Source organism: Streptomyces sp. NPDC047971 (genome assembly GCF_040653355.1).
Lineage (GTDB): Bacteria > Actinomycetota > Actinomycetes > Streptomycetales > Streptomycetaceae > Streptomyces.
On sequence record NZ_JBEZNW010000001.1, the window covers coordinates 220,278 to 242,195 of the forward strand.

A 21,918-nucleotide genomic window follows, 5' to 3' on the forward strand; every position below is an offset into this window, starting at 1 on the left:
CGGCCCGCGGGAGCACGCCGAAGGGGGCCCGCGCGCACCCCCGAGCGGCCGCGCGGGCCCCGCGTCCGACGAGCGGGAGGGACGGGGCGCGGGGCGGCAAGATCCCTGAGGGGCGCGCGGACCGGTCCTTCGGTACGTTTCGGGTATGGCGACCGATGTCGAGGTGTTTCTTCGTCGCTTGGCCCAGGAGCTGCGGCCCCGGGCGGACCGGACGGCCGACATGCTGCTGCGGCGCATCAGCGGCGAGCTTCCGGAGCTGTGGGAGTACGAGGACCTCGCCTCCGAGGCCGTGGAGGAGACGGCCGCACACATCGACGCCTTCCTGGACCTCCTGGAGAACGGCCTCGACGCGACCAGCGCGAGGACGCCTCCCGCCGCCCTGGAGTTCGCGCGCAGATGCGCCCGGAGCGGGGTGCCGGTCGGCAAGCTCCTGCGCTCCTACCGGCTGGGCCACATCGGCATGCTGCAACTGGCGCAGGACACGGCCGCCGGCCTCACCGACGACCAGCAGCTGGTCAACGCGGCGTGGACCCGACTGATGTCGCTGGGCTTCGAGTACGTCGACCTCGGGTCCGAGCACGTCGCCGCCGCCTACCAGGAGGAGCGCGACCTGCTGCTCCAGCGGCGACTCATCCTGACCAACCGGGCGAGCGTGCGGATCGGGACCACGCTCGACACCGCCCGCACCTGCCAGGAACTGGCGGACGTCGCGGCCGAGGACTTCGCCGACCTCGTCACCGTGGACCTGCTCGACTCGGTGCTCCGCGACGAGGCCGCGCACCCGTCAGCGGACGCGCCGGTGCTGTGCCGGATCGCCCAGCGGTCCGTCCTCGACGGCTGCCCGGACTCCGCCGTCGCCACGGGTGACACGCACACCTACCCGACGGGATCGCATCCGGCGCTGGCACTGGCCGACAGTCGGTCGCTGCTGCACCGGATCACCTCCTCGGACGTCCCCGTGTGGCTGGCGCCGTCCGAGGAGGAGAGGCGGGCCCTGCGCGCCCACGGCTTCCACTCGGTGCTGCTGGTGCCCCTGCAGGCGCGCGGTCACACCCTGGGGCTCGTCGAGTTCTTCCGGCATCGCACGGTGGCCCCCTTCGACGAGGAGGATCTGCTGCTGGCCCAGGAGATCGCCGCCAGGGCCGCGGTGTACATCGACAACGCCCGCCGGTACACCCACGAGCACTCGACCTCCCTCACCCTCCAGCGCAGTCTGCTGCCGCAGCGCGCGGTGGAGCAGTCGGCCGTGGAGACCGCCTCCCGCTATCTGCCCAGCGGTTCCCGCGCGGGTGTGGGCGGTGACTGGTACGACGTCATTCCGTTGTCGGGCGCCCGCGTCGCCCTCGTCGTGGGCGACGTCGTCGGGTCGCGGCCTGCACGCCGCCGCCACCATGGGCCGCCTGCGGACGGCCGTCCGCGCCTTCGCCGACATCGATCTGATGCCGGACGAACTGCTCACGCACCTGGACGACGTGGTCATCCGCCTTCAGCGCGAGGAGGCGTCGGACCGGGGCGAGACCGGAGCCACGTGCCTGTACGCGGTCTACGATCCCGTCTCCCGGCTGTGCTCGCTGGCCAGCGCCGGGCATGTGCTGCCGGCCGTGGTGGTTCCGCGGGGCACCGACGGCGACACCCCGGCCGCCCGTGTCGTCGACTTCCCCGACCTGCCGATCGGCCCGCCCCTTGGCCTGGGCGGGCTGCCCTTCGAGACCACGCAGTTCGAGCTGCCGGAGGGCAGCCTGCTGGCCCTGTACACCGACGGTCTCGTCGAGAGCCGGACGCGTGACGTGGAGACCGCGCGGACGATGCTGTGCGACGTCCTCGCCGAGGCGTCGGAGGCGGGGCCGGCCGGGCCCGCCGAGTCTCCGGACGCGATCTGCGACCGTGTGCTGGCCACCCTGCTGCCCAGCCGTCCTTCCGACGACGTCGCCCTCCTGGTGGCGCGCACCCGGGCGCTCGACCCCGGCCAGGTGGCCACGCTGGACGTCCCGTCCGACCCGGCGGCCGTCTCCGACGTCCGTGCCTTCGTGTCCGAGCGGCTGGCCGCCTGGGGGCTGGAGGAACTGTCCTTCGTCACGGAGCTGGTCGTCAGCGAACTGGTGACGAACGCGATCCGCTACGGCAAGGAGCCCATCCAGCTGCGGCTGATCCTCCAGTCCACGCTCACCTGCGAGGTCTCCGACGCCAGCAGCACGGCCCCGCACCTGCGCCGGGCCCGGACCTACGACGAGGGCGGCCGCGGCCTGCTGCTGGTCGCCCAGCTCACGGAGCGCTGGGGCGCGCGGCACCACCGCGAGGGGAAGGTGATCTGGGCGGAACAGGCCCTCCCCGCGGCGGGCGGCACGGGGAGCACCACCGCGTGACGGCCCGCCTCCCGCACCGGGCGGCGCGGGAGGCGGTCTGTCCCGGTACGTGCGGCGCCGTCCGGAGGGGCCGCGGGTGCGGACCGTCCGGCGGGCGCGCGCGTCAGATGACGCCCTGGGCCGTCATGGCCTGGGCCACCCGCAGGAAGCCCGCCACGTTGGCGCCGAGCACGTAGTCCTCGGGGCTTCCGCCGTACGCGTCGGCCGTCGCGCGGCACTGGGTGTGGACGTCGCGCATGACCGTCGCGAGCCGGGCCTCGGTCTGCTCGAAGGACCAGCTGTCGCGGGAGGCGTTCTGCTGCATCTCCAGCGCCGAGGTCGCCACGCCGCCCGCGTTGGCGGCCTTCCCCGGGCCGAAGAGGACCCCGGCCTCCCGGAACACCTTGACCGCCTCGGGCGTGCAGGGCATGTTCGCGCCCTCGGCGACGGCCCTGACCCCGTTCTTGACCAGCGCGACCGCGTCGTCGCGGCCCAGTTCGTTCTGGGTCGCGCACGGCAGGGCGATGTCGCACGGGACGTCGTACACCGTGCCCCGCGCGGAGAACCGCGCGCTCGGCCGCGCCTCCGCGTAGGCGGAGATCCGGGCGCGGCGCACCTCCTTGACGTCCTTCAGCAGTTCCAGATCGATGCCGTCCTCGTCGACGAGGTATCCGGAGGAGTCGCTGCACGCCACCACCCGGCCGCCGAGCGCCTGCGCCTTCTCCGCCGCGTACACGGCCACGTTCCCGGAGCCGGAGACGACCACCCGGCGGCCGTCGAAGCCGTGACCGCGCGTGGCGAGCATCTCCTGGGCGAAGTACACCGCGCCGTAGCCGGTGGCCTCGGTACGGACGTGGGAGCCGCCCCAGCCGACCGGCTTGCCGGTGAGGACTCCGGCTTCGTAGCGGTTGGTGATGCGCTTGTACTGGCCGAAGAGGTAGCCGATCTCCCGGCCGCCCACGCCGATGTCCCCGGCGGGGACGTCGGTGTGCTCGCCCAGGTGGCGGTGGAGTTCGGTCATGAAGGACTGGCAGAAGCGCATGATCTCGCCGTCCGAGCGGCCCTTGGGGTCGAAGTCGGCGCCGCCCTTGCCGCCGCCGATCGCCATCCCCGTCAGCGCGTTCTTGAAGATCTGCTCGAAGCCGAGGAACTTCACGATGCCCAGGTTGACGCTCGGATGGAAGCGCAGCCCGCCCTTGTACGGGCCGAGCGCGCTGTTGAACTCCACCCGGAATCCCCGGTTGACGCGTACGGAGCCCTCGTCGTCCACCCACGGAACCCGGAAGATCAGCTGCCGCTCGGGCTCGCAGAGCCTCTCCAGGATGCCGGTGTCCACGTACTCCGGGTGTCGCTCGATCGCGGGAGCGAGGGAGTCGAGGACCTCGGCCGCCGCCTGGTGGAACTCCGCCTCGCCGGGGTTGCGACGGCAGACCTCCGTGTAGACGGCCTCCATGTGTGCGCTGACGTTCATTCCCGTGCCTCGCTTTCTCCGAAAGTTCCGTCGCCCGAGGGCGACGTCACACAGTCGTCGTCGGACCTTAGCCCGCGCGGGTGCCGCGGCGGTCGGCGATCCGGTCCCTCGTCCCGGCGGCCCGTGGTGCCGGGGCGAGGGGGGTCTCGATCGGCTCGTCCCGGTCCGAGGACTTTTTCGAATTCGATTCGAGATCGTATCAGTCGCCGTCCCGGCAGCCCGGAAGGCGGGACGAAGCGCCCTGATCCGGCTGCCGGACGCGCCGGACGGGGCCCGGGGATAGCGTGGAAGTACCGCGACTGTCAGGTGATGACGCCATGACCGACAAGACCTACGACGCCATCGTGGTCGGAGCGCGCTGCGCCGGCGCGCCCACCGCGATGCTGCTGGCACGACAGGGCCACCGGGTCCTCCTGCTGGACCGGGCCCACTTCCCCAGCGACACCGTCTCCACGCACCTGATCCATCCGCCGGGCCTGGCGGCCCTGGACCGATGGGGCCTCCTGGACCGGGTGACCGCGGGCGATCTGCCGATGATCCACACCTACTCCTTCGACCTCGGGCCGCTCGTCCTGGCCGGCTCCCCCGCCGGGCACGGATTCCCCGGCTCCTACGCCCCGCGCCGCACGGTCCTGGACAAGATCCTCGTGGACGCGGCCGCGGAGGCGGGCGCGGAGGTCCGCGAGGGGTTCTCCGTCGAGGAGCTGGTGCACGGGGACGAGGCCGCGGACGACACCGTGGCGGGGGTCCGTGGACGCGAGCACGACGGCCCCCGGGTGACGGAGCGCGCCCGGGTGGTGATCGGCGCGGACGGCGCCCACTCCTTCCTCGCGCGGAGCGTCGGCGCCGCCGCCTACGCCGAGAAGCCCAAGCTGCAGTCCAGCTACTACACCTACTGGTCGGGGCTCGACTTCGACGGGTTCGAGGCGTTCCTGCGGCCGGACCGGGCGTTCGCCGGCTGGCCCACCAACGACGGCCTCACCCTGCTCATCTGCGGCTGGCCCATGCGCGAGTTCGAGGAGCACCGGACCGACCCCGAGGGCGAGTACCTGGCGACCGTCGCCCTGGCTCCCGCCCTGGCCGAACGGATCGCGTCGGCCACCCGCGTGGAGCGCTTCGTCGGGACGGCGGTCCCGAACTACTTCCGCACCCCGTACGGACCGGGCTGGGCCCTGGTGGGCGACGCCGGCTACCTCAAGGACTTCATCACCGCCCAGGGCATCCAGGACGCCTTCCAGGACGCGGAACTGTGCGCCCGGGCCGTCGACGAGACCCTCACCGGACGGCGCCCCTACGAGGAGGCCATGCGGGAGTACCAGGAGGCCCGCGACGGACGCGTGCGGGAGATGTACGAGTTCACCGCCGACTTCGCCTGTCTCGACCCGCCGACCCCGGAGATGCTGCAGATGTTCGGGGCCATCGCCCGGCAGCAGGAGACCATGGACGGCTTCGCCCGGGTGGTCGCCGGGGTGACCGCCCCCTCGGAGTTCTTCTCCGACCCGGCCCTGACGGCCCCGGCGGGCTGAGCCGCCCGCGCCCCGCACCCGCCACCGCTCCGCCCGCGCGTCCGCGCCCGCACGCCCGGCTCAGGACCCGCGCGTCCGCGCCCGCACGCCCGGCTCAGGACCCGCGCGTCCGCGCCCGCACGCCCGGCTCAGGACCCTCGCGTCCGCCGAGTGAAGGCGCGTTCCGGATTCGTCGGCGCGGGGGTGACGCGGGGGAACGCCCCTCGGTCGATCCACCAACACCCGGCCCGAGCGGATGGCGCTTTCCGTGTGCGCAACCAGTCGTTCGCGCCCCGGCGCCCGGGATTCACTGGCGGGAAGCAAGTGGCCGAAAGGGCATGGGGACATGGATCTGAACACGGTGCTCGACGTACGCGACGGTCGCCGTCGCGAGACCTGGCGGCCGGGGGACGCCTGGCTCGGCGGCGGTACCTATCTCTTCTCGGAGCCGCAGCCGCACATCCGCCGGCTCGTCGATCTGAGCCGCATGGGCTGGGAGCCGCTGGTACGGCATCCGGACGGGTCTCTGGAGATCGCGGCCACCTGCACGGTCGCCCGCCTGTACCGGTACGCCCGTACGCTCCCGGCCGGCGCGGCCCGGCTCGTCGAGCGGTCGTGCCGGGCCTTCCTCGCCTCCTTCAAGATCTGGAACATGGCGACCGTCGGCGGGAACCTGTGCAACGGCCTGCCCGCCGGGCCCATGATCTCGCTGACGGCAGCCCTCGACGGCGAATGCCTCCTGCTCGACCAGGGCGGATCGCCGCGCCGCAGGAAGGTGGCGGACTTCGTCACCGGCGCGGGACGCAAGGACCTCGCCGAGGGTGAGCTGCTGCGGTCGGTCACGATCCCGGCGGATGCCCTGAACTGCCGGACGGCGTTCCGGCAGGCGTCGCTCTACGGCCTCGGACGCTCCGGCGCGCTGGTCATCGGCACGCTCGACCCGCGGGACGGGTCGCTGACGGTCACCGTCACCGCCGCCACGACCAGGCCCTTCCGCTTCTGGTTCCCGCTCCCCCCGACCCCGGCCGTCCTCCGGCGCGCGATCGACTCGGCCGTCGCCGGTCACGAGTGGTTCGACGACATCCACGGGCTGCCGGAGTGGCGGCGGCACATGGCCCTTCGCTTCGCGGAGGAGATCCGCCGCGAACTCACCCAGGAGTCCGCACGATGAGCTTCCACGTCCGGGTCAACGAGGAGCTGTTCGAGGACGAGCCGCGCGCCGGCCAGTGCCTGCGGACCTATCTGCGTGAGCGGGGATGGTTCGGGGTGAAGAAGGGCTGCGACGCCGGGGACTGCGGGGCCTGCACGGTGCACGTGGACGGCGAGCCCGTGCACAGCTGCCTCTATCCGGCGGTACGCGCCGAGGGCCGGTCGGTCACCACCGTCGAGGGTCTGGCCTCCCCGGACGGGGAACTGCACCCCGTGCAGCAGAGGTTCCTCGACGCGCAGGGCTTCCAGTGCGGGTTCTGCACCGCGGGATTCCTGATGACCACGGCGGCGCTGGAGGCCGAGCGGGGCACCGAGCACGACGACGGCAAGCTCGACGACCTGCCGCGCGCCCTGAAGGGCAACCTCTGCCGCTGCACCGGCTACCGGGCCATCGAGGACGCGGTGCGCGGCGTCAAGCACACCGAGAGCCCGTGCGCGGGCAAGGCGGTCGGCAGGAGCCTGGGGGCCCCCGCCGGACCCCTCGTCGTCACCGGCACCGCCCGGTACACCTTCGACGTCGAGGTGCCGGGGCTGCTGCACATGAAGCTGCTGCGCTCCCCGCACCCGCACGCCCGGATCGTCGACATCGACACCTCCGAGGCGCTCCGGGTCCCGGGCGTGCATGCCGTCCTCACCCATCACGACGCACCCGACCGCCTGTACTCCTCCGCCCGGCACGAGCACCCCACCGAGGACCCGATGGACACCCGCGTCCTGGACGACGTGGTCCGCTTCGTCGGCCAGCGGGTGGCCGCCGTGGTCGCCGACAGCGAGCAGGCCGCCGAGGAGGGCTGCCGCCGCGTGGTCGTCACCTACGAGGAACTCCCGTACGTGACCGACCCGGAGGAGGCCATGCTGCCGGGCGCCCCCGTCATCCACCCCAAGGGCCCCGAGTCGGGGATCTTCCGCGCCGAGAACAACGTGTGCGGCGAGGTCCACCACACCATCGGCGACATGGAGCAGGGATACGCGCAGGCGGACGTCGTCCACGAGGAGACCTTCCGGACGCAGCGCGTGCAGCACGCCAGCCTGGAGACACACGGCAGCGTCGCGTACTTCGAACCCAAGGAGGAGGGTGACGGCGAGCGCATCACCGTCCGCTCCTCCACCCAGGCGCCGTTCCTGACCCGGCGGGCGCTGTGCGCCCTCTACGACCTGAACGAGGACGAGGTCCGCGTCGTCGCGGGCCGCGTGGGCGGCGGCTTCGGCGGCAAGCAGGAGATGCTCACCGAGGACATCGTGGTCCTCGCCGCGCTGAAGCTGCGACGCCCGGTGAAGCTGGAGTTCACCCGGGCCGAGCAGTTCTACGGGGCGACCACCCGCCACCCGTTCACGATCACCATCAAGATCGGCGCCAAGGCCGACGGCACCCTCACCGCGCTGCGCATCCGGGTGCTCGCCAACACCGGCGCCTACGGCAACCACGGCCCGGCGGTCATGTTCCACAGCGTGGGCGAGTCGTTCGCCGTCTACAAGGCGCCGAACAAGGAGGTGGAGGCGTACTCCGTCTACACCAACGGCGTCCCGGCCGGCGCCTTCCGCGGCTACGGGCTGGGACAGGTGCTCTTCGCCCTGGAGTCGGTGATGGACGAATTGGCCCTCAAGCTGGGCATGGACCCGCTCGAACTGCGTGAGAAGAACGTCATCGGCGCCGGCGATCACATGATCACCCCCATCGGGCACGAGCCGGACCTCTTCATCGGCTCGTACGGGATGAAGCAGTGCATGGACGTCGTCCGCAAGGCCATCGCCGAGGACACCAGCCACGAGGACGTGCCGGAGGGCTGGCTCACCGGCACCGGCTCGGCGGTCGCGATGATCGCCACCGGACCCCCGGGCGGCCACTTCGCCGACGCCACGGTCAGTCTGTTGCGCGACGGCACGTACGACATCGCGGTCGGCACGGCCGAGTTCGGCAACGGCACGACCACCGTGCACAAGCAGATCACCGCCGGCGCGCTGAACACCACGGTCGACCGGATCACGGTCCGCCAGTCGGACACGGACGTCGTCCGCCACGACACCGGCGCGTTCGGCTCGGCCGGCACGGTGGTGGCGGGCAAGGCCGTGATGCTGGCGGCCGACTCGCTCGCGGAGCGCCTGAAGACCTTCGCCGCCCGTCACACGGGGGTGGCGCGGCACCTGTGCACGCTGGAGGCCGAGGCGTTCGACTGCGCCGGCCGGGTCGTGACCCTCAAGGAGCTGTACGAGGCCGCGTACGACAAGGGCGAGCTGGACGAGATGGCGGCGGACGGCCACTGGACCGGCTCCCCGCGCTCGGTCGCCTTCAACGCCCAGTGGTTCCGGCTCGCGGTGGACCCCGGCACCGGCGAGACGAGGATCCTGCGCAGCGTGCACGCGGCCGACGCAGGCAAGGTGATGAACCCGATGCAGTGCCGCGGCCAGGTCGAGGGCGGCGTCGCCCAGGCCCTCGGGGCGACGCTCTTCGAGACGGTCCGGGTGGACGAGCGGGGCGAGGTGACGACCGCCGCCTTCCGCCGCTACCGGCTCCCCCAGTACGCCGATGTGCCGCGCACCGAGGTCCACTTCATGGAGACCTCCGACGCGATCGGCCCGCTGGGCGCCAAGTCGATGAGCGAGAGCCCGTTCAATCCGGTCGCCCCCGCCTTCACGAACGCCCTGCGGGACGCCACCGGCGTCCGGTTCACGGAGCTGCCCGTCACCCGTGACCGGGTCTGGCTCGCGCTCGATCGGCAGCGCGTGCGGGGCACCGTCCCGCGAGCCTCGGACGATGCACCGGAATAGTCGAGGGCGTTCTCCGTATCAAGCTCCCAAAAGCAAGGCGATGGAGCGTGAGCCGTAGCAGATGTGGTTCTCGACACGTTGGGTGGGTATCACTGGCGTCAGCCGTCGCACCGACCGTCCGAAGGGGAACCCCATGAGCAGCGTCGTCGCGCCGCCCCGTACCGACCCCGTGCGCGCGGGCCACCTCACCATCCACGGAGAGGTGGCCCGCCCCCTGACGTTGAGCGTCGCGGACCTCCGGGGCCGCTGGGGTCAGCACGAGGCGACGGTGACCTTCGACTGCGCGACCGACGGCCCGCAGGAACACCACTTCCGCGGCCCGCTGCTGCGGGAGGTCATGGAGGCCGTGGTGCCGGCCTTCGATCCCCGCAGGCGCAAGGAGCGCGCCGGCTTCCTGGCGGCGTTCACCGGCGAGGACGGGCACCACGCCGTGCTCTCGTGGGCGGAGTTCGACACCGAGTTCGGAAACGGTCCGATCCTGCTCGCCACCCGCATGGACGGGACGGAGCTGGACGGCGCGGGCTGTCAGCTCGTCGTCCCCACCGACCATTGCGGCGCCCGGTACGTCAGCGCCGTCACCAGCGTCTGGATCGGCAGGTGCCGGATGCCGGAAGCCGTGCGGACCACGGGCGGCTGACGGGGCGCGCACCGCGGCCCCGCGCCGCTCGACGGTGCGTCGCAGCGCGTCGGCGTCAGCCCCGGGCGGTCCGCGAAGCGGTTGCACCGGTGCGGTGCGGCCTCCTACGGTGGCGATCATGCAGTCCTACACCATCGGACAGGCGGCGCGTCTGCTCGGCGTCAGCCCCGACACCGCCCGCCGCTGGGCCGACGCCGGCCGGGTGACCACCCATCGCGACGAGAGCGGTCGCCGGCTCATCGACGGGCGCGATCTGGCCGCCTTCTCCATCGAGGTCGGCCAGGGCGGAACCGGCGACGAGGACGCCTCGTACACCTCCGCGCGCAACGCCTTCCCCGGCATCGTCACCGCGGTCAAGCTCGGTGACATCGCCGCGCAGGTGGAGATCCAGGCCGGTCCTCACCGGCTGGTGTCCCTGCTGACCAGGGAGGCCGTCGAGGAGCTGGGGCTCGAGGTCGGCATGCAGGCCACCGCCCGGGTGAAGTCGACCAGCGTGCACATCGACCGCGCCTGACCCGCGGTCCCCGGCGGCGGGGTGCCCGGACCGGCGCCGGGGCGGCCGAAGCGCCCGCCGCGGCCCGCCGCCGTGCGGACGCCCGGCCGTCCCGGCTCAGTACACGTCGCGGCTGTAGCGCTGGTCGGCGGCGAGCTGTTTCACATACGTGGCGGCCTCGTCCTCGCTCAGCCCGCCCTGGGCCATGGCGATGTCCCGCAGCGCGCGGTCGACGTCCTTGGCCATCCGGCTCGCGTCGCCGCAGACGTAGAAGTGAGCGCCGTCCTGGAGCCAGGACCACAGCTGGGCGCCGTGCTCGCGCATCCTGTCCTGGACGTAGACCTTGGCCCGCTGGTCGCGGGAGAACGCCAGATCGAGGCGGCTGAGCGTGCCCTGCCGGTGGAACTCCGCCAGCTCCTGCCGGTAGTAGAAGTCGGTGGCCTCGTGCTGCTCGCCGAAGAAGAGCCAGTTGCCGCCGTGGTGGCCGAGGGCCCGGCGCTGTTCCAGGAAGCCCATGAACGGGGCGATGCCGGTGCCCGGGCCGACCATGACGGCCGGGGTGCCGGGGTCCACCGGCGGGCGGAAGTGTGCGGCGCGCCGGACGAACAGGGGCACCGCGTCGCCGGGTTCGGCGTCGGCGAGGAAGGTCGACGCCACTCCCTTGCGCCGTCGGCCGGACGGCCCCTCGTAGCGCAGCACCGAGACGGTGAGGCTGACCTCGCGCGCGTCGGCGAGGGGGCTGGAGGAGATCGAGTAGAGCCGTGGCTGCAGCCGCTTGAGCCGTTCCGTCCACTCCTGGGCGCCGAGCCGGACCGGGAACTCGGCGACGAGGTCGACGGCCTGCCGACCCCAGGTCCAGCGCGCGAGACCGTCCTTGTTGTCGGGGCGGGTCAACTGCTTGAGCCCCCGGTCGCCGGTGCGTTCGGCGGCCAGGCGCAGCAGGTCGGGGGTGACGCGGGTGATGTCCAGATGGCGGTGGAGGGCCTGGGCGAAGGACATCGGGCCCGAGCCGGGCGGCACCACCTCGGCGTCCGGGGACAGACCGGTGACGGCGAGCCACTCCGCCACCAGCTCGGGACAGTTGACCGGCCAGACGCCGAGGGCGTCACCCGCCTCGTACGCCACCCCGCTCTCGCCCAGGTCGAAGGTGAACCGGCGGATCTCCTTGCCCGCTCCGGGCAGGCTGAGCAGCCTGTTGCCGGACAGCCGGGCCGGGTAGGGGTCGGCCCTGGTCGGCTGCGGGACGGGAGCGGTCCGCGCCGCGACGGCGACCGCCGTGGTGACGGTCGGTTCCGCGGGTGTCGTGAGGGCGTGGATCACCCGGTCCAGCCACTGTCCGGCGGGCTCGTCGTAGTCCGGTTCGCAGTCGACGCGTGGCAGGAGGCGTACGGCTCCGAGTTCGGCGAGGCGCTCGTCGAGGCGGCGGCCGTGGCCGCAGAAGTCGTCGTAGGCGGAGTCGCCGAAGGCGAGCACGGCGTAACGGACGTCCCGCAAGGGGGCGATGTCGGCGGCGTTGAGGGCCTGCCAGAAGCCGGACCCGTTGTCGGGGGCGTCGCCGTCCCCGAACGTGCTGGTGACCACCAGCACGTCCGTACCGGACGACAGAGCCGCCGGGTCGTGCTCCGCCATGCTGTGGACGGCCACCGGCCGGCCGGCGTCAGCCAGGCGGCCGCCGATGGTGGAGGCGTACGCCTCGGCGTTGCCCGTCTGGGACGCCCAGAGGACGACGACCTGCCGGGTGGGCCCGCTCGCGGCGGCGGCCGGCGCGGGCTCTCCCGTCACCGCCGCCGGCGCGGGAGTCCGGGAGAACGCGCCGGCCAGGAGGCCCTCGACCCACAGCGCGTGGGACGGCGCGACCGGGGCGTCGGCGGGCAGCCGCGGCACGGTCGTGCCGGGCGGGGCGGCGGCGATGCCGGCGAGGAATCCGGCCAGATAGCGGCGCTCATGGTCCGCGAGCTCCGGAGGAGTCAGCTCGGTGAGGCCCAGCAGCCCCGCGACGGCGGCGACGGGTGAGGCCGGCGCCGGGTGCGCCGGGGTCGTCAGGGGCCCTGGCGCGTCCCCTGGGGGCGCGGCGCTCTGCCGTCCGTCGGTGACGGGCAGGGCGGCCACCGGGGCCGGCGCCGTCGTCCTGGTGAGGGTCACGGCGCAGACCTTGAACTCGGGCTGGAAGGAGAGCGGGTCGACGGCGTCGTTGGTGACGGCGTTGACGCTGAGGTACTCGCCGAACAGGTCGTTCCAGTGGAAAGGCGCGAAGCAGTCACCGGGCCGGACCCGGTCGGTGACGACCGCGGGCAGCACCGCCCGGCCGCGCCGCGAGGCCACCTCGACGCCGTCGCCGTCCGTGATGCCGAGCGCGGCGGCGTCCTGCGGATGGACTTCGACGAAGGGCCGGGGGTCGAGCCTGGTCAGCTTGGCGACCCTGCCCGTCTTGGTCATGGTGTGCCACTGGTGCTGCAGACGGCCGGTGTTGAGGACGAAGGGGTAGTCGTCGTCCGGGAGTTCGGCGGCGGGCAGGTGCGGGCGGGCGAAGAACGACGCCCGCCCGGACGCGGTCGGGAAGACCAGGCGGGGCCGGCTGCCGTCCGGGCTCTCGACCGGGGGCCGGCTGACGCCGTCGTTCAGGTAGCGGATCGGATTGCGGTCCGGTCCGTCCGCGGTCGCCGCGGGCCACTGCACCGGGCCACGGCGCAGCCGCTCGTAGCCGACGCCGCGCAGGTCCCATCCGGTCGCGGGGTTCCAGGCCCTCCTGAGCTCGTCGAAGACCTCCTCGGCGTCCGCGTAGGTGAAGGCGTCGGCGAAGCCCATCTCGCAGGCGACACGGGCGATGAGCTGCCAGTCCGGGAGCGCCTGCCCGGGCGGGTCGACGACGCCCTGGACGAGGGTGAGGTTCCGCTCGGAGTTGACCATCACCCCGTCGGCCTCCGCCCAGAGGGTGGCGGGGAGGACGATGTCGGCGTAGGCGTTGGTCTCGGTCTCCGCGAACACGTCCTGGGTGATGACCAGTTCGGCGGCCTCCAGGGCCTCGATCACGGTGCGCCGGTTGGCGACCGAGGCGACCGGGTTGGTGCAGATGATCCAGCACGCCTTGATCTCCCCGGCCGCCATCTCCTCGAACATCTCGACGGTGCCACGGCCGGCCTCGGTGCGCAGCGTGCCTTCGGGTATCCCCCAGAGGTCCTCGACGAAGCGGCGTTCCTCCTCGACCAGCACCGACCGCTGTCCCGGCAGGCCGGGCCCCATGTAGCCCATCTCGCGGCCGCCCATGGCGTTCGGCTGGCCCGTGAGGGAGAAGGGGCCGCTACCGGGACGGCAGATCGCGCCGGTGGCCAGATGCAGGTTGACCAGGGCGTTCGTGTTCCAGGTGCCGTGCGTGGACTGGTTGAGGCCCATGGTCCAGCAGCTCATCCACGCGCCGGCCTCGCCGATCCACCGGGCCGCGCGCCGGATGTCGTCCTCGGGTATTCCGGTGATCTCGGCGACCTTGGCGGGCGGGTAGTCGGCGAGGAAGCCCGGCATCTCCTCCCAGCCCTCGGTGTACTCGGCGATGAAGTCCGGGTCGGTCCAGCCTCCTTCGACCAGCAGGTGCAGCAGGCCGTTGAGCAGGGCGAGATCGGTGCCCGGTCGGATCCGCAGGAACAGGTCGGCCTTCTCCGCGGTGGCGTTGCGCCGGGGGTCGACCACGATCAGCCGGGCACCGCCGGCCTTGACGCGGTCCATCATCCGCAGGAAGAGGATCGGATGGCAGTCGGCCATGTTGGAGCCGATGACGAGGAAGGTGTCGGCCCGGTCGAAGTCCTCGTACGACCCGGGTGGCCCGTCCGCGCCGAGCGACAGCTTGTAGCCGGTCCCGGCGCTCGCCATGCACAGCCGGGAGTTGGACTCGATCCGCTTGGTGCGCAGGAACCCCTTGGCGAGTTTGTTGGCCAGGTACTGCGCCTCCAGCGACATCTGACCGGAGACGTAGAGCGCGAGCGCGTCGGGGCCGTGTTCGTCGAGGATCGCCCGGAGGCCGGCGGCGGTCCGGGTGACGGCCGCGTCCACGTCCACGGACTCGGGCTCGGCGCCCCGGTCGGCGCGGATCCGCGCGGTGGTCAGCCGGCCCGGGGCCGCCAGCATGTCCGCGTGGGTCGCGCCCTTGGTGCACAGCCGTCCGGCGTTGGCCGGATGGCTCCTGTCGCCGGAGGTCCTGGCGACCGTACGCCGGCCGTCGGCGCCCTCGGCGATGTCCAGCACGATCCCGCAGCCGACACCGCAGTACGAGCAGACCGTCCGTACCCGCTCGCTCGCGGCCTTCGTCTCCGCCACAGGAACGCTCCCTCACGATCGTCGATCGACGGTCGCGGCCCGCGGTCGCGCCGTGGGCGGACCGCGGGCCGGGCCCGTCACCGACCACCTTATGAAGCCCCTGTTGCCCGACCGTGACCGGCCGCGCCCCGACGGCGTTACACGGCCCGCACCGGGCGCGATCAGGGAGTGTGAGCCCCGCCGATGGCCGGGACCTGGCCCCGCGCCGAGGTACCGCGCTCCCCCTCCTCCCGCCGACGCGGCGGTCACGCCCCGTCGGTCTCCGGCGCATTCGGGGCATGGCGCTGACCCGACCGAGGCGATCGAGGCCGCCATGCCGACGTCTTCGTGGCGTCGGGTCAGCCGGATCTGATGGTGTACGAACCCGGCGGATCCACTGCGCCGGAAGGCGCGGCCGGCCGGACCGCGCGCGGCAGTGGACTCCCCGTCTCCGCAGCGTCCCGAGCCCATGAAGGAGCCCCGTGAACGACCCGCACCCCCTCCGCCGTACGGCCCGGGTCGCGGCGGCGACCGTCGTCGCCCTCGCGAGCCTCGGCGTCGCCTCCCCGGCGGTTCCCGCGGCGGCGCGGCTTCCGCACGACGTGTGGAGCATCGCGCTGGACGGCTCCGATCCCGCCCGGCGCGCGCTGGCGGCTCGGAGCACGGCGCCGTTCAGCATGGTCGGCGTCACCTGGGCGGACTCGCGGGCCGAGCTCGGCGGCACGGCGCAGGTGCGCACCCGCGACCGCGTCACCGGCGTCTGGTCCGGCTGGCGCGACCTGGAACTCGATGTGCGCACGCCCGAGATCGGCACGGCCACCGAGGCCGCCGGGGCGCGGGCGGGCACGCAGCCCCTGTGGACGGGGCCGTCCGACGGTGTGCAGGTACGGGTGACCGGTCGGGGCGGTCAGGGGTCGGGGCTGCCCGCCGGGCTGCGGGTGGAGCTGGTGGACCCGGTGCGCGACGCGTCCGCCCCGACGTCGCACGGGGGCGCGGGGGCGAGCGCGGGATCGCGACCGGCCGTCGTGCCGCGCTCGGGCTGGGGCGCCGACGAGTCGCTGGTGCTCAGCCCGGCGAAGTACACGACGGACACGAAGGTGGTGTTCACGCACCACACGGCCGGGAGCAACGACTACACGTGCGCGCAGTCGGCGGACATCATCCGCGCGATCTTCCTCTATCACGTGCAGGGCCAGGGCTGGAACGACATCGGCTACCACTTCCTGGTCGACAAGTGCGGCACGGTCTTCGAGGGCCGCGCGGGCGGCATCGACGAGCCCGTCGTGGGCGCGCAGACCTACGGCCTCAACACGGACGCGGCCGGTGTCGCCGTCATCGGCGACTACAACGAGACGAAGACCCCGCCTCCCGTCATCACGGCGGTCGCGGGCCTCGCGGCGTGGAAGCTCGGTCTCTACGGCTACGACGCCACGGGCACGGCCGAGCTCACCTCGTCCGCCGACAACGGCAAGTTCGCGAGGGGGCAGAGGGTCGTCCTGAACCGGATCTCCGGCCACCGCGACGGCTATCCGACGGAGTGCCCCGGCAACAACCTCTACGCGGACCTGACCACCATCCGCGCCCTCGCGGCGGCCGAGCAGGCACGAAGGGCCGGCCCCGTCGGCCCTCGCCCGTGACGAGAAGGGCGCTTCCTCCGGATCACGCCCCGGGCCCGGCAGGATCCGGAGGAGACACCCCGGACGCCCGTGAGCACCCGCGGTGGCCCGTCTTCGCGTGCCTGGTCCCGGGGGGACGCGCCGTCGCGTCCCTGGTCCGGGGGTGACGCGCCGTCGCGTCCCTGGTCCCGGAGTGACGCGCCGTCGCGTCCCTGGTCCCGGGGTGACGCGTCTTCGCGTCCCTGGTTCCGGGGCGGGCCCGGGTGACTAGGCGTCCGGTTCGGGTGCCGCCTCGTCCTGGGCCTGGGCGCGGCGGCCGACCACGGCCGCCGCGGCGAGGGCGCTGGCGAGGAAGGCGGTGGCGACGACCCAGGGCCGGTCGACGACATGTCCGGTGGCGTGGTCGAGGGAGTAACGCCCGGCGCCGGCCACGCCGATGGCGGCCGCGGTGAAGCCGAGGAACGCCGGGTACTCGAAACCGCCGGACTGGGCGAAGAAACCCGCGGGGAGGTGGACGGCGACCGCGCCCGCCATCGCTCCGGCCGCGGCGGCGCCGGCCGCCGGAGTGGCAAGGCCCAGGGCGAGCAGTGCGCCGCCGCCGGCCTCGCCGAGGCCCGCGGCGATCGCGCTCTCGCGGGGCGGCGAGAAGCCCATGGCCTCCATCCCCTTCGCGGTGCCCTCGATGCCGCCACCGCCGAACCAGCCGAAGAGCTTCTGCGTGCCGTGTGCGGCGAGGACGGCTCCCGTGCCCACCCGGAGTACGAGAAGCCCGAGGTCGCGTCGGTTCAGGGTGGTCATCAGGGTCTCCCGGGTCAGCCGGACGTCGGTCACCTTCCACTGTCACCGCCGCATGCGCCGGGACCTCGTCCTGGTACTCCACTCGGGTGACGTCCCGCCCGGTCGGAACCGCCGGCGCATGCGCTACATTTTGCCGGTCCTTGACCGCGATCATTCACGATCCTTCCCTCCTCGGAGCCGGCAACCCATGAGCGACATCGTCAACGGCCTCGGCCGGGCCACCGCCTACGGCGCACTCGGCGTGGTGCTGCTGATCCTCGGCATCGTCCTGGTGGACCTGCTGACGCCCGGGAAGCTCGGCCGGCAGATCTGGGAGGAGCGGAACCGCAACGCGGCGACGCTGCTCAGCTCCGCCCTGCTCGGCATAGGCGGGATCGTCTTCACCTCGATCTGGACGACCTATCACGACTTCGGCAAGGGCCTCGCGTCCACGGCCGCGTTCGGCCTGCTCGGCCTCGTGATGATGGCCGTGGCCTTCCTCGTCGTGGACCTGGTCACGCCGGGCAAGCTGGGCGCCACCCTCGTCGACCCCGAGCCGCACCCGGCGGTCTGGGTGACGGCCTCCTGCAACATCGCCGTCTCCGCGATCGTCTCCGCGTCCATCGCCTGAACCGTCAACGCCCCATCGGCTCCACCTCGAGGAACCGTCTGCGGCGCGGCCCCCGGTAGAGCAGCGCCTCCCAGCCGAGGCGCCGCAGGACCGGTATGCAGTCCGTGAGCGCGGACTCCTCCTGCTGCGCGGCCCCGCCTCCGGGCGGACCCACCCACTCGACGACCGTGGTTCCGGGCCGTTCGCCGGCGGTCACCCGATAGCCGGTGGCCACGCGGACACCCGCGGCGTCCACCGCCGAGGCCGCCGTCCTCGCCGCCTCCAGCGCGAGGGCGACGGCGCGGACCGGCTGTCTCAGCTCCCACTCCGCGGGCACGCCCCGCGGGTCGCCGCCCTGCCGGTTGGTCAGCCGCCGGATCTGCAACAGCCCGTCGAGGGCCGCCCGCACCTCCCGCGACCGCTGCTCCGCCTCGCCCTCCGCGGGCGGCGGACCGTCGCCCGTCGCCGCCTCGAACGTCCCCCGGTTCGTCGTCATGTCCCCACGGTAGGACCCGCCACCGACAGCGGCCCCGGCGCCGCGGGTCGGGCGTCAGCGCTGACTGCGGCCGCTCGTCACCCCGTAGTACTGCAGGTCCTGCCGGTCGATCGGGCGGCGCACCGGGTAGCGGGTCGAGACCGTGGTCGTGGTCTTCCCGGCGCGCACGGCGGTCGCGGAGCTGTGGCCGGTGCGCAGCGGCAGGAGGTGGGCCTGGACGCCGGAGGACGCCCGGTAGGCACCGTCGGTGGTGCCGGTCGTCGTGCGCACCTGCGCGGGTGCCGTGAGGAAGGAGAGGACCTCCACGGTGTCCCGGGGCGTCGCCGTGCCGTTGCGGGGCTCTATCAGCCGCGGCTGGCGCGCCGTGGACGGGGCGGCGTCGACGAACTGGACGCGTGAGGTCAGATAGAGCGTGTCGCGGACGATCCTGGGCCAGGCTCCGGTCTTGAAGCGCGTCAGGTAGTAGGACGTGAGGTCCAGGTAGGCGTAGCCGTTGTGCAGCGAGGGTGCGAAGTGGGTGCCCTCGGAGTAGTCGTTCCAGGTGGTGAGCTGGACCCAGTCGGCTCCCGAGTCGATGGCCGCTCCCCAGCTCGCCCGCAGGGTCTCGGTGTTCCCCGCCTCGTCGTACACGCCCTGGTTGGGGCGGGCGTCCTGCACGGAGACGGGTTGCATCCAGATCTTGCCGAGCCGGTGGGCACGGTCCGCCGCGGCGCTCGCGCCGCCTTGCCTGTTGGCGCTGCGGGCACCCCATTCGGAGAAGCCGTGGCTGATGGCCGCGTACCGCTCGTGCTTCGGGGTGAAGTCCAGGAAGAGGGGGACGAGCGCGGTGCGGATGCCGTGGCGGTTCTCCAGCTCGCGCATCATCGACCGCCACCAGGCGGGGTCCTTCTCCTCGGCCTTGAAGGGGGAGACGACGAGCCTGCCGTCGGCCAGCCGGTGGGCCGACGGGTGACGGGCGAGCCGGGCGAGTGTGTCGGCGAGCGAGGCGGGCGTGGTGCGCAGCGAGGTCATGTCGGGCATGAGCTGGATCCGGAAGCCGGGGTCCTCCTCGCTCGCGGCCCGCAGCAGCAGGTCGGCGCGGTCCCGGTTGCGTCCGCTCTCGGAGAGCAGGTCGAGGGTGAATCCGTCGAGCCCGGCGTCGCGCGCGGTCCGGATCTCCTGGCGCAGGTGGGTCAGTTGCCAGTTCCCCTTCTCGGGCGCCACCGGCAGCGGTCGGTCGCGCAGCAGCCCTCCGTACGCCCGGTGCTTGCCCTTCTCGCCCTCGGAGGTCAGGTAGTTGCGGCTGTAGTAGTCGCGGTCCGCGGGCTGGTTGTCCAGCGAGAGCGGGTACGGGGTGAAGTAGTGCGCGAAGACGAGCTTGCCCGAGCGGCGCAGTTCGCGGGTCGGGGGCAGGTCGAACGGAAGGGCGGTGCTGTACGCGGCCGGGCGGCCCGAGGCGGGCTCGGCGGGGGCGGCGCCGCGGAGTACGCCGGCCGTGCCGATGCCGGCCCAGGCGCCGAGGAGCAGCACGCCCAGGGCGAGTCCGGGGAGCAGCCGGCGTCGGCCCGGTGCCCGATGGGTCCGGGCTGGCGGCTTGTCCGGCATGGGCGTCCTCTGGGTCGGTCGGAGCTGCCGCGGGGCCCGCGGGCTGGCAGTAGTACAACCGATCGCGGGCGGGGGAACAACCACCGTCCGGGGCGCGCCGAACCGGCCGTGGCGGGGCGCCTCGTACCGCTTGCGGCCCGGCAGGCGAGGTGACCGGCGGCTGAGGCCACCCCCGGCCCGTTCCGCATAGCGGACCGCGGCGCGTCGAATTCGCCGGTGCCGAGGGCCCGGCGAACGGACCGTCGAGCGGGCGGCGGCGCGGCCCGGACCTCCGGTCCCGCCGCCCCGGACGCAATTCCCCTGCCCTCGGGGGGCTTCCCTTCGGTGTGGTTTCGGACACAACCGCGGCCCTCTCCCCTGCCGTCGTCCCGAATTTCTTCCGCGGTTTCCGGCACACCCCCACCCCGGCGTCACCTGGCCTCACGTGCGTCAACTCGCGTCGCACGGACGTATCATGCGAACGACTGTGTCCGCCCCGGGCCCGATGTCACGAGATGAATGAGCCGTCACCTTCTGAGGTCGTTCGTGTGAACAGCAGCGGACGTGCGCGTCTTTGTCGTACTGTTCCGGGCGTTGCGACACATGTTCATCGATCAGGGGGTCGACGAACGGGCTGACGCACGTCGAACGTGCCTGGGGGGTACATGTGGCATGCCCGTACAACTGAGACAGACTCTGCGGGGACCGCGACCGGTCCCGTGGCGACACCGCCGCACCCACGCGCCAAGGCGCGCTGGTACCCGGCTGTCGCGCTGACCGTCGACGTCCTCGGCGTGGGCGTGCCCACGGCGCTGGTCATGGACGTCGAGCGCCAGCCGTACGCGCACCTCAGCGCCGTGGTCGCGGCCCTGTGCTGGGCCGGGGTCCGCGCGCTCCGGAGGCGGTACGCCCGCCGGGAACTCGGCGAGTCACGGGGCAGTCTGCCCGTGCTGCACGACTGGCTGATCCTCCTCGGGGTGCTCGCCGTGCTGCGCGCCGCCGCCGACCTGCACCACCCGGCGCTGCTCTGCCTCGCGGCGCTGCTGCCGGCTCCCGTCCTCACCCTGATCTGCTCGAAGCTGACCTGGCACCACCTCGTCGCGGCCCGCCGCGAGGCCCAGGTGGTCACCCGGGTCCTCGTGCTGGGTGAGCCCACGGCCGCCGGTGACGTCGCGGAGCACCTCGCCGGACGCACCGAGCACCCGTACGTGGTGGTCGGCATCGTCGCGGTCGGCGACGGGCCGGTCCGCACCGGCGCTCCTGTGGCGACCCGCCTCGGCGTGCCGATGCCGGAGGCCGCCGACGGGGACACCACGCCGGTCCTGGCCGCCGCCCGCGAGCTGGAGGCCGATGTCGTCCTCGTCGCGGCCGGGCCGCTGATGGCGGGCGAGCGGCTGCGGCGGCTCTCCTGGGGGCTGCACGACGCGGGTACCGAACTCGCACTGGCCCCGGGTCTGGTGGAGTTCGCCGTGAAGCGTCTGGAGACCACGTCGGCGGCCGGCATGGCGCTGCTCCGGGTCGCGCCACCGGTGCGCAGCGGTGTGCAGCAGTTCCTGAAGTCCGTCATGGACCGCGCCGGAGCGGCCTTCGGGCTGCTCGCGCTCTCCCCGCTCTTCCTCGGGATAGGCGCCGCGGTGAAGCTCACCTCGGCCGGACCCGTGTTCTACAAGCAGGTGCGGGTGGGCCAGGGGCGGAACCCGTTCGTCATGTGGAAGTTCCGCACGATGTTCCTCGACGCCGATGCCCGCAAGGCGGAGCTGTCGCAGGCCAACGAGCACGACGGGCTGATGTTCAAGATGCGCCGCGACCCCCGGGTGACCCGGGTGGGGCGGCTGCTGCGGCGCACCTCGCTGGACGAACTGCCGCAGCTGATCAACGTCCTGCTCGGCTCGATGTCCCTGGTCGGTCCGCGTCCCCCGCTGCCGGACGAGGTGGCGCGGTACGGGGACGTGGAGCTGCGCCGGCTCGCCGTGCGGCCCGGGATGACCGGGCTCTGGCAGATCAGCGGGCGTTCGGACCTGTCGTGGGACGAGACGGTGGAGCTCGACCTCCACTACGTGGACAACTGGTCGTTCACCAGCGATGTCGATGTCATGGCCCGTACGTTCCGCGCCGTCGTCGACGGTCGCGGAGCGTACTGACGGGCCGG

13 protein-coding genes and 1 pseudogene are annotated in these 21,918 nt (G+C 73.0%); 9 read left to right on the forward strand and 5 right to left on the reverse strand.

Translation table 11 applies throughout. The features are described 5' to 3' along the window. Nucleotides 1–145: 145 nt before the first annotated feature. A pseudogene (locus AB0D99_RS01010) lies at nucleotides 146–2,363 on the forward strand (SpoIIE family protein phosphatase). Between the two features lie 103 nt (nucleotides 2,364–2,466). On the opposite strand, the gene gdhA reads toward AB0D99_RS01010, so the two are convergent. Then, nucleotides 2,467–3,813, reverse strand: coding sequence for an NADP-specific glutamate dehydrogenase (gdhA, locus tag AB0D99_RS01015; RefSeq protein ID WP_362355383.1), 1,347 nt, complete (start codon nucleotides 3,811–3,813; stop codon nucleotides 2,467–2,469). Between the two features lie 317 nt (nucleotides 3,814–4,130). On the opposite strand from gdhA, the gene AB0D99_RS01020 reads away from it, so the two are divergent. The 5 genes from AB0D99_RS01020 to AB0D99_RS01040 all read left to right on the forward strand — a co-directional run bounded on the left by AB0D99_RS01020 (nucleotide 4,131) and on the right by AB0D99_RS01040 (nucleotide 10,444). Then, on the forward strand, nucleotides 4,131–5,339 hold the full coding sequence (locus AB0D99_RS01020; protein ID WP_362355386.1) for an NAD(P)/FAD-dependent oxidoreductase: 1,209 nt from the start codon (nucleotides 4,131–4,133) through the stop codon (nucleotides 5,337–5,339). 325 nt (nucleotides 5,340–5,664) lie between these two features. Next, on the forward strand, nucleotides 5,665–6,489 hold the full coding sequence (locus AB0D99_RS01025; RefSeq protein WP_362355389.1) for an FAD binding domain-containing protein: 825 nt from the start codon (nucleotides 5,665–5,667) through the stop codon (nucleotides 6,487–6,489). Further along, on the forward strand, nucleotides 6,486–9,293 hold the full coding sequence (locus AB0D99_RS01030) for a molybdopterin-dependent oxidoreductase (protein WP_362355392.1): 2,808 nt from the start codon (nucleotides 6,486–6,488) through the stop codon (nucleotides 9,291–9,293). The genes AB0D99_RS01025 and AB0D99_RS01030 overlap by 4 nt, the downstream gene beginning before the upstream one ends. Before the next feature lie 133 nt (nucleotides 9,294–9,426). Next, nucleotides 9,427–9,930: a molybdopterin-dependent oxidoreductase gene (locus tag AB0D99_RS01035; RefSeq protein ID WP_362355395.1), complete on the forward strand. Its 504-nt coding sequence runs from the start codon at nucleotides 9,427–9,429 to the stop codon at nucleotides 9,928–9,930. 118 nt (nucleotides 9,931–10,048) lie between these two features. Then, complete coding sequence (locus AB0D99_RS01040) at nucleotides 10,049–10,444, forward strand: helix-turn-helix transcriptional regulator (RefSeq protein ID WP_362355398.1); 396 nt, start codon at nucleotides 10,049–10,051, stop codon at nucleotides 10,442–10,444. Nucleotides 10,445–10,540: 96 nt separating this feature from the next. Here AB0D99_RS01040 and AB0D99_RS01045 read toward each other — a convergent pair whose 3' ends face one another. Next, the gene (locus AB0D99_RS01045; protein WP_362355401.1) at nucleotides 10,541–14,728 is read right to left on the reverse strand and encodes a bifunctional nitrate reductase/sulfite reductase flavoprotein subunit alpha; all 4,188 of its coding nucleotides are present in this window, start codon (nucleotides 14,726–14,728) and stop codon (nucleotides 10,541–10,543) included. 461 nt (nucleotides 14,729–15,189) lie between these two features. Between AB0D99_RS01045 and AB0D99_RS01050 the strand changes: the two genes are divergently transcribed. Further along, on the forward strand, nucleotides 15,190–16,344 hold the full coding sequence (locus AB0D99_RS01050) for a peptidoglycan recognition protein (protein WP_362355404.1): 1,155 nt from the start codon (nucleotides 15,190–15,192) through the stop codon (nucleotides 16,342–16,344). Nucleotides 16,345–16,590: 246 nt separating this feature from the next. On the opposite strand, the gene AB0D99_RS01055 is transcribed toward AB0D99_RS01050, so the two are convergent. After that, on the reverse strand, nucleotides 16,591–17,121 hold the full coding sequence (locus AB0D99_RS01055; RefSeq protein ID WP_362355407.1) for a DoxX family membrane protein: 531 nt from the start codon (nucleotides 17,119–17,121) through the stop codon (nucleotides 16,591–16,593). Between the two features lie 187 nt (nucleotides 17,122–17,308). Here AB0D99_RS01055 and AB0D99_RS01060 point away from each other — a divergent pair, with 187 nt between their 5' ends. Continuing rightward, a complete protein-coding gene (locus AB0D99_RS01060; protein WP_362355410.1) occupies nucleotides 17,309–17,731 on the forward strand; it encodes a DUF350 domain-containing protein in 423 nt (140 codons plus the stop codon). A 4-nt stretch (nucleotides 17,732–17,735) separates the two neighbouring features. Here the strand turns inward: AB0D99_RS01060 and AB0D99_RS01065 are convergent, their stop codons facing one another. Both AB0D99_RS01065 and AB0D99_RS01070 read right to left on the reverse strand, forming a co-directional pair. Further along, nucleotides 17,736–18,206, reverse strand: a complete 471-nt coding sequence (locus AB0D99_RS01065) for a hypothetical protein (RefSeq protein WP_362355413.1) — start codon at nucleotides 18,204–18,206, stop codon at nucleotides 17,736–17,738. Between the two features lie 54 nt (nucleotides 18,207–18,260). Further along, nucleotides 18,261–19,790 carry a glycoside hydrolase family 71 protein gene (locus AB0D99_RS01070; RefSeq protein WP_362355416.1) on the reverse strand — a complete coding sequence of 510 codons (1,530 nt, stop codon included), beginning with the start codon at nucleotides 19,788–19,790 and terminating at the stop codon, nucleotides 18,261–18,263. Nucleotides 19,791–20,488: 698 nt separating this feature from the next. On the opposite strand from AB0D99_RS01070, the gene AB0D99_RS01075 reads away from it, so the two are divergent. Next, on the forward strand, nucleotides 20,489–21,910 hold the full coding sequence (locus tag AB0D99_RS01075) for a sugar transferase (RefSeq protein ID WP_362355418.1): 1,422 nt from the start codon (nucleotides 20,489–20,491) through the stop codon (nucleotides 21,908–21,910). Nucleotides 21,911–21,918 lie beyond the last annotated feature (8 nt).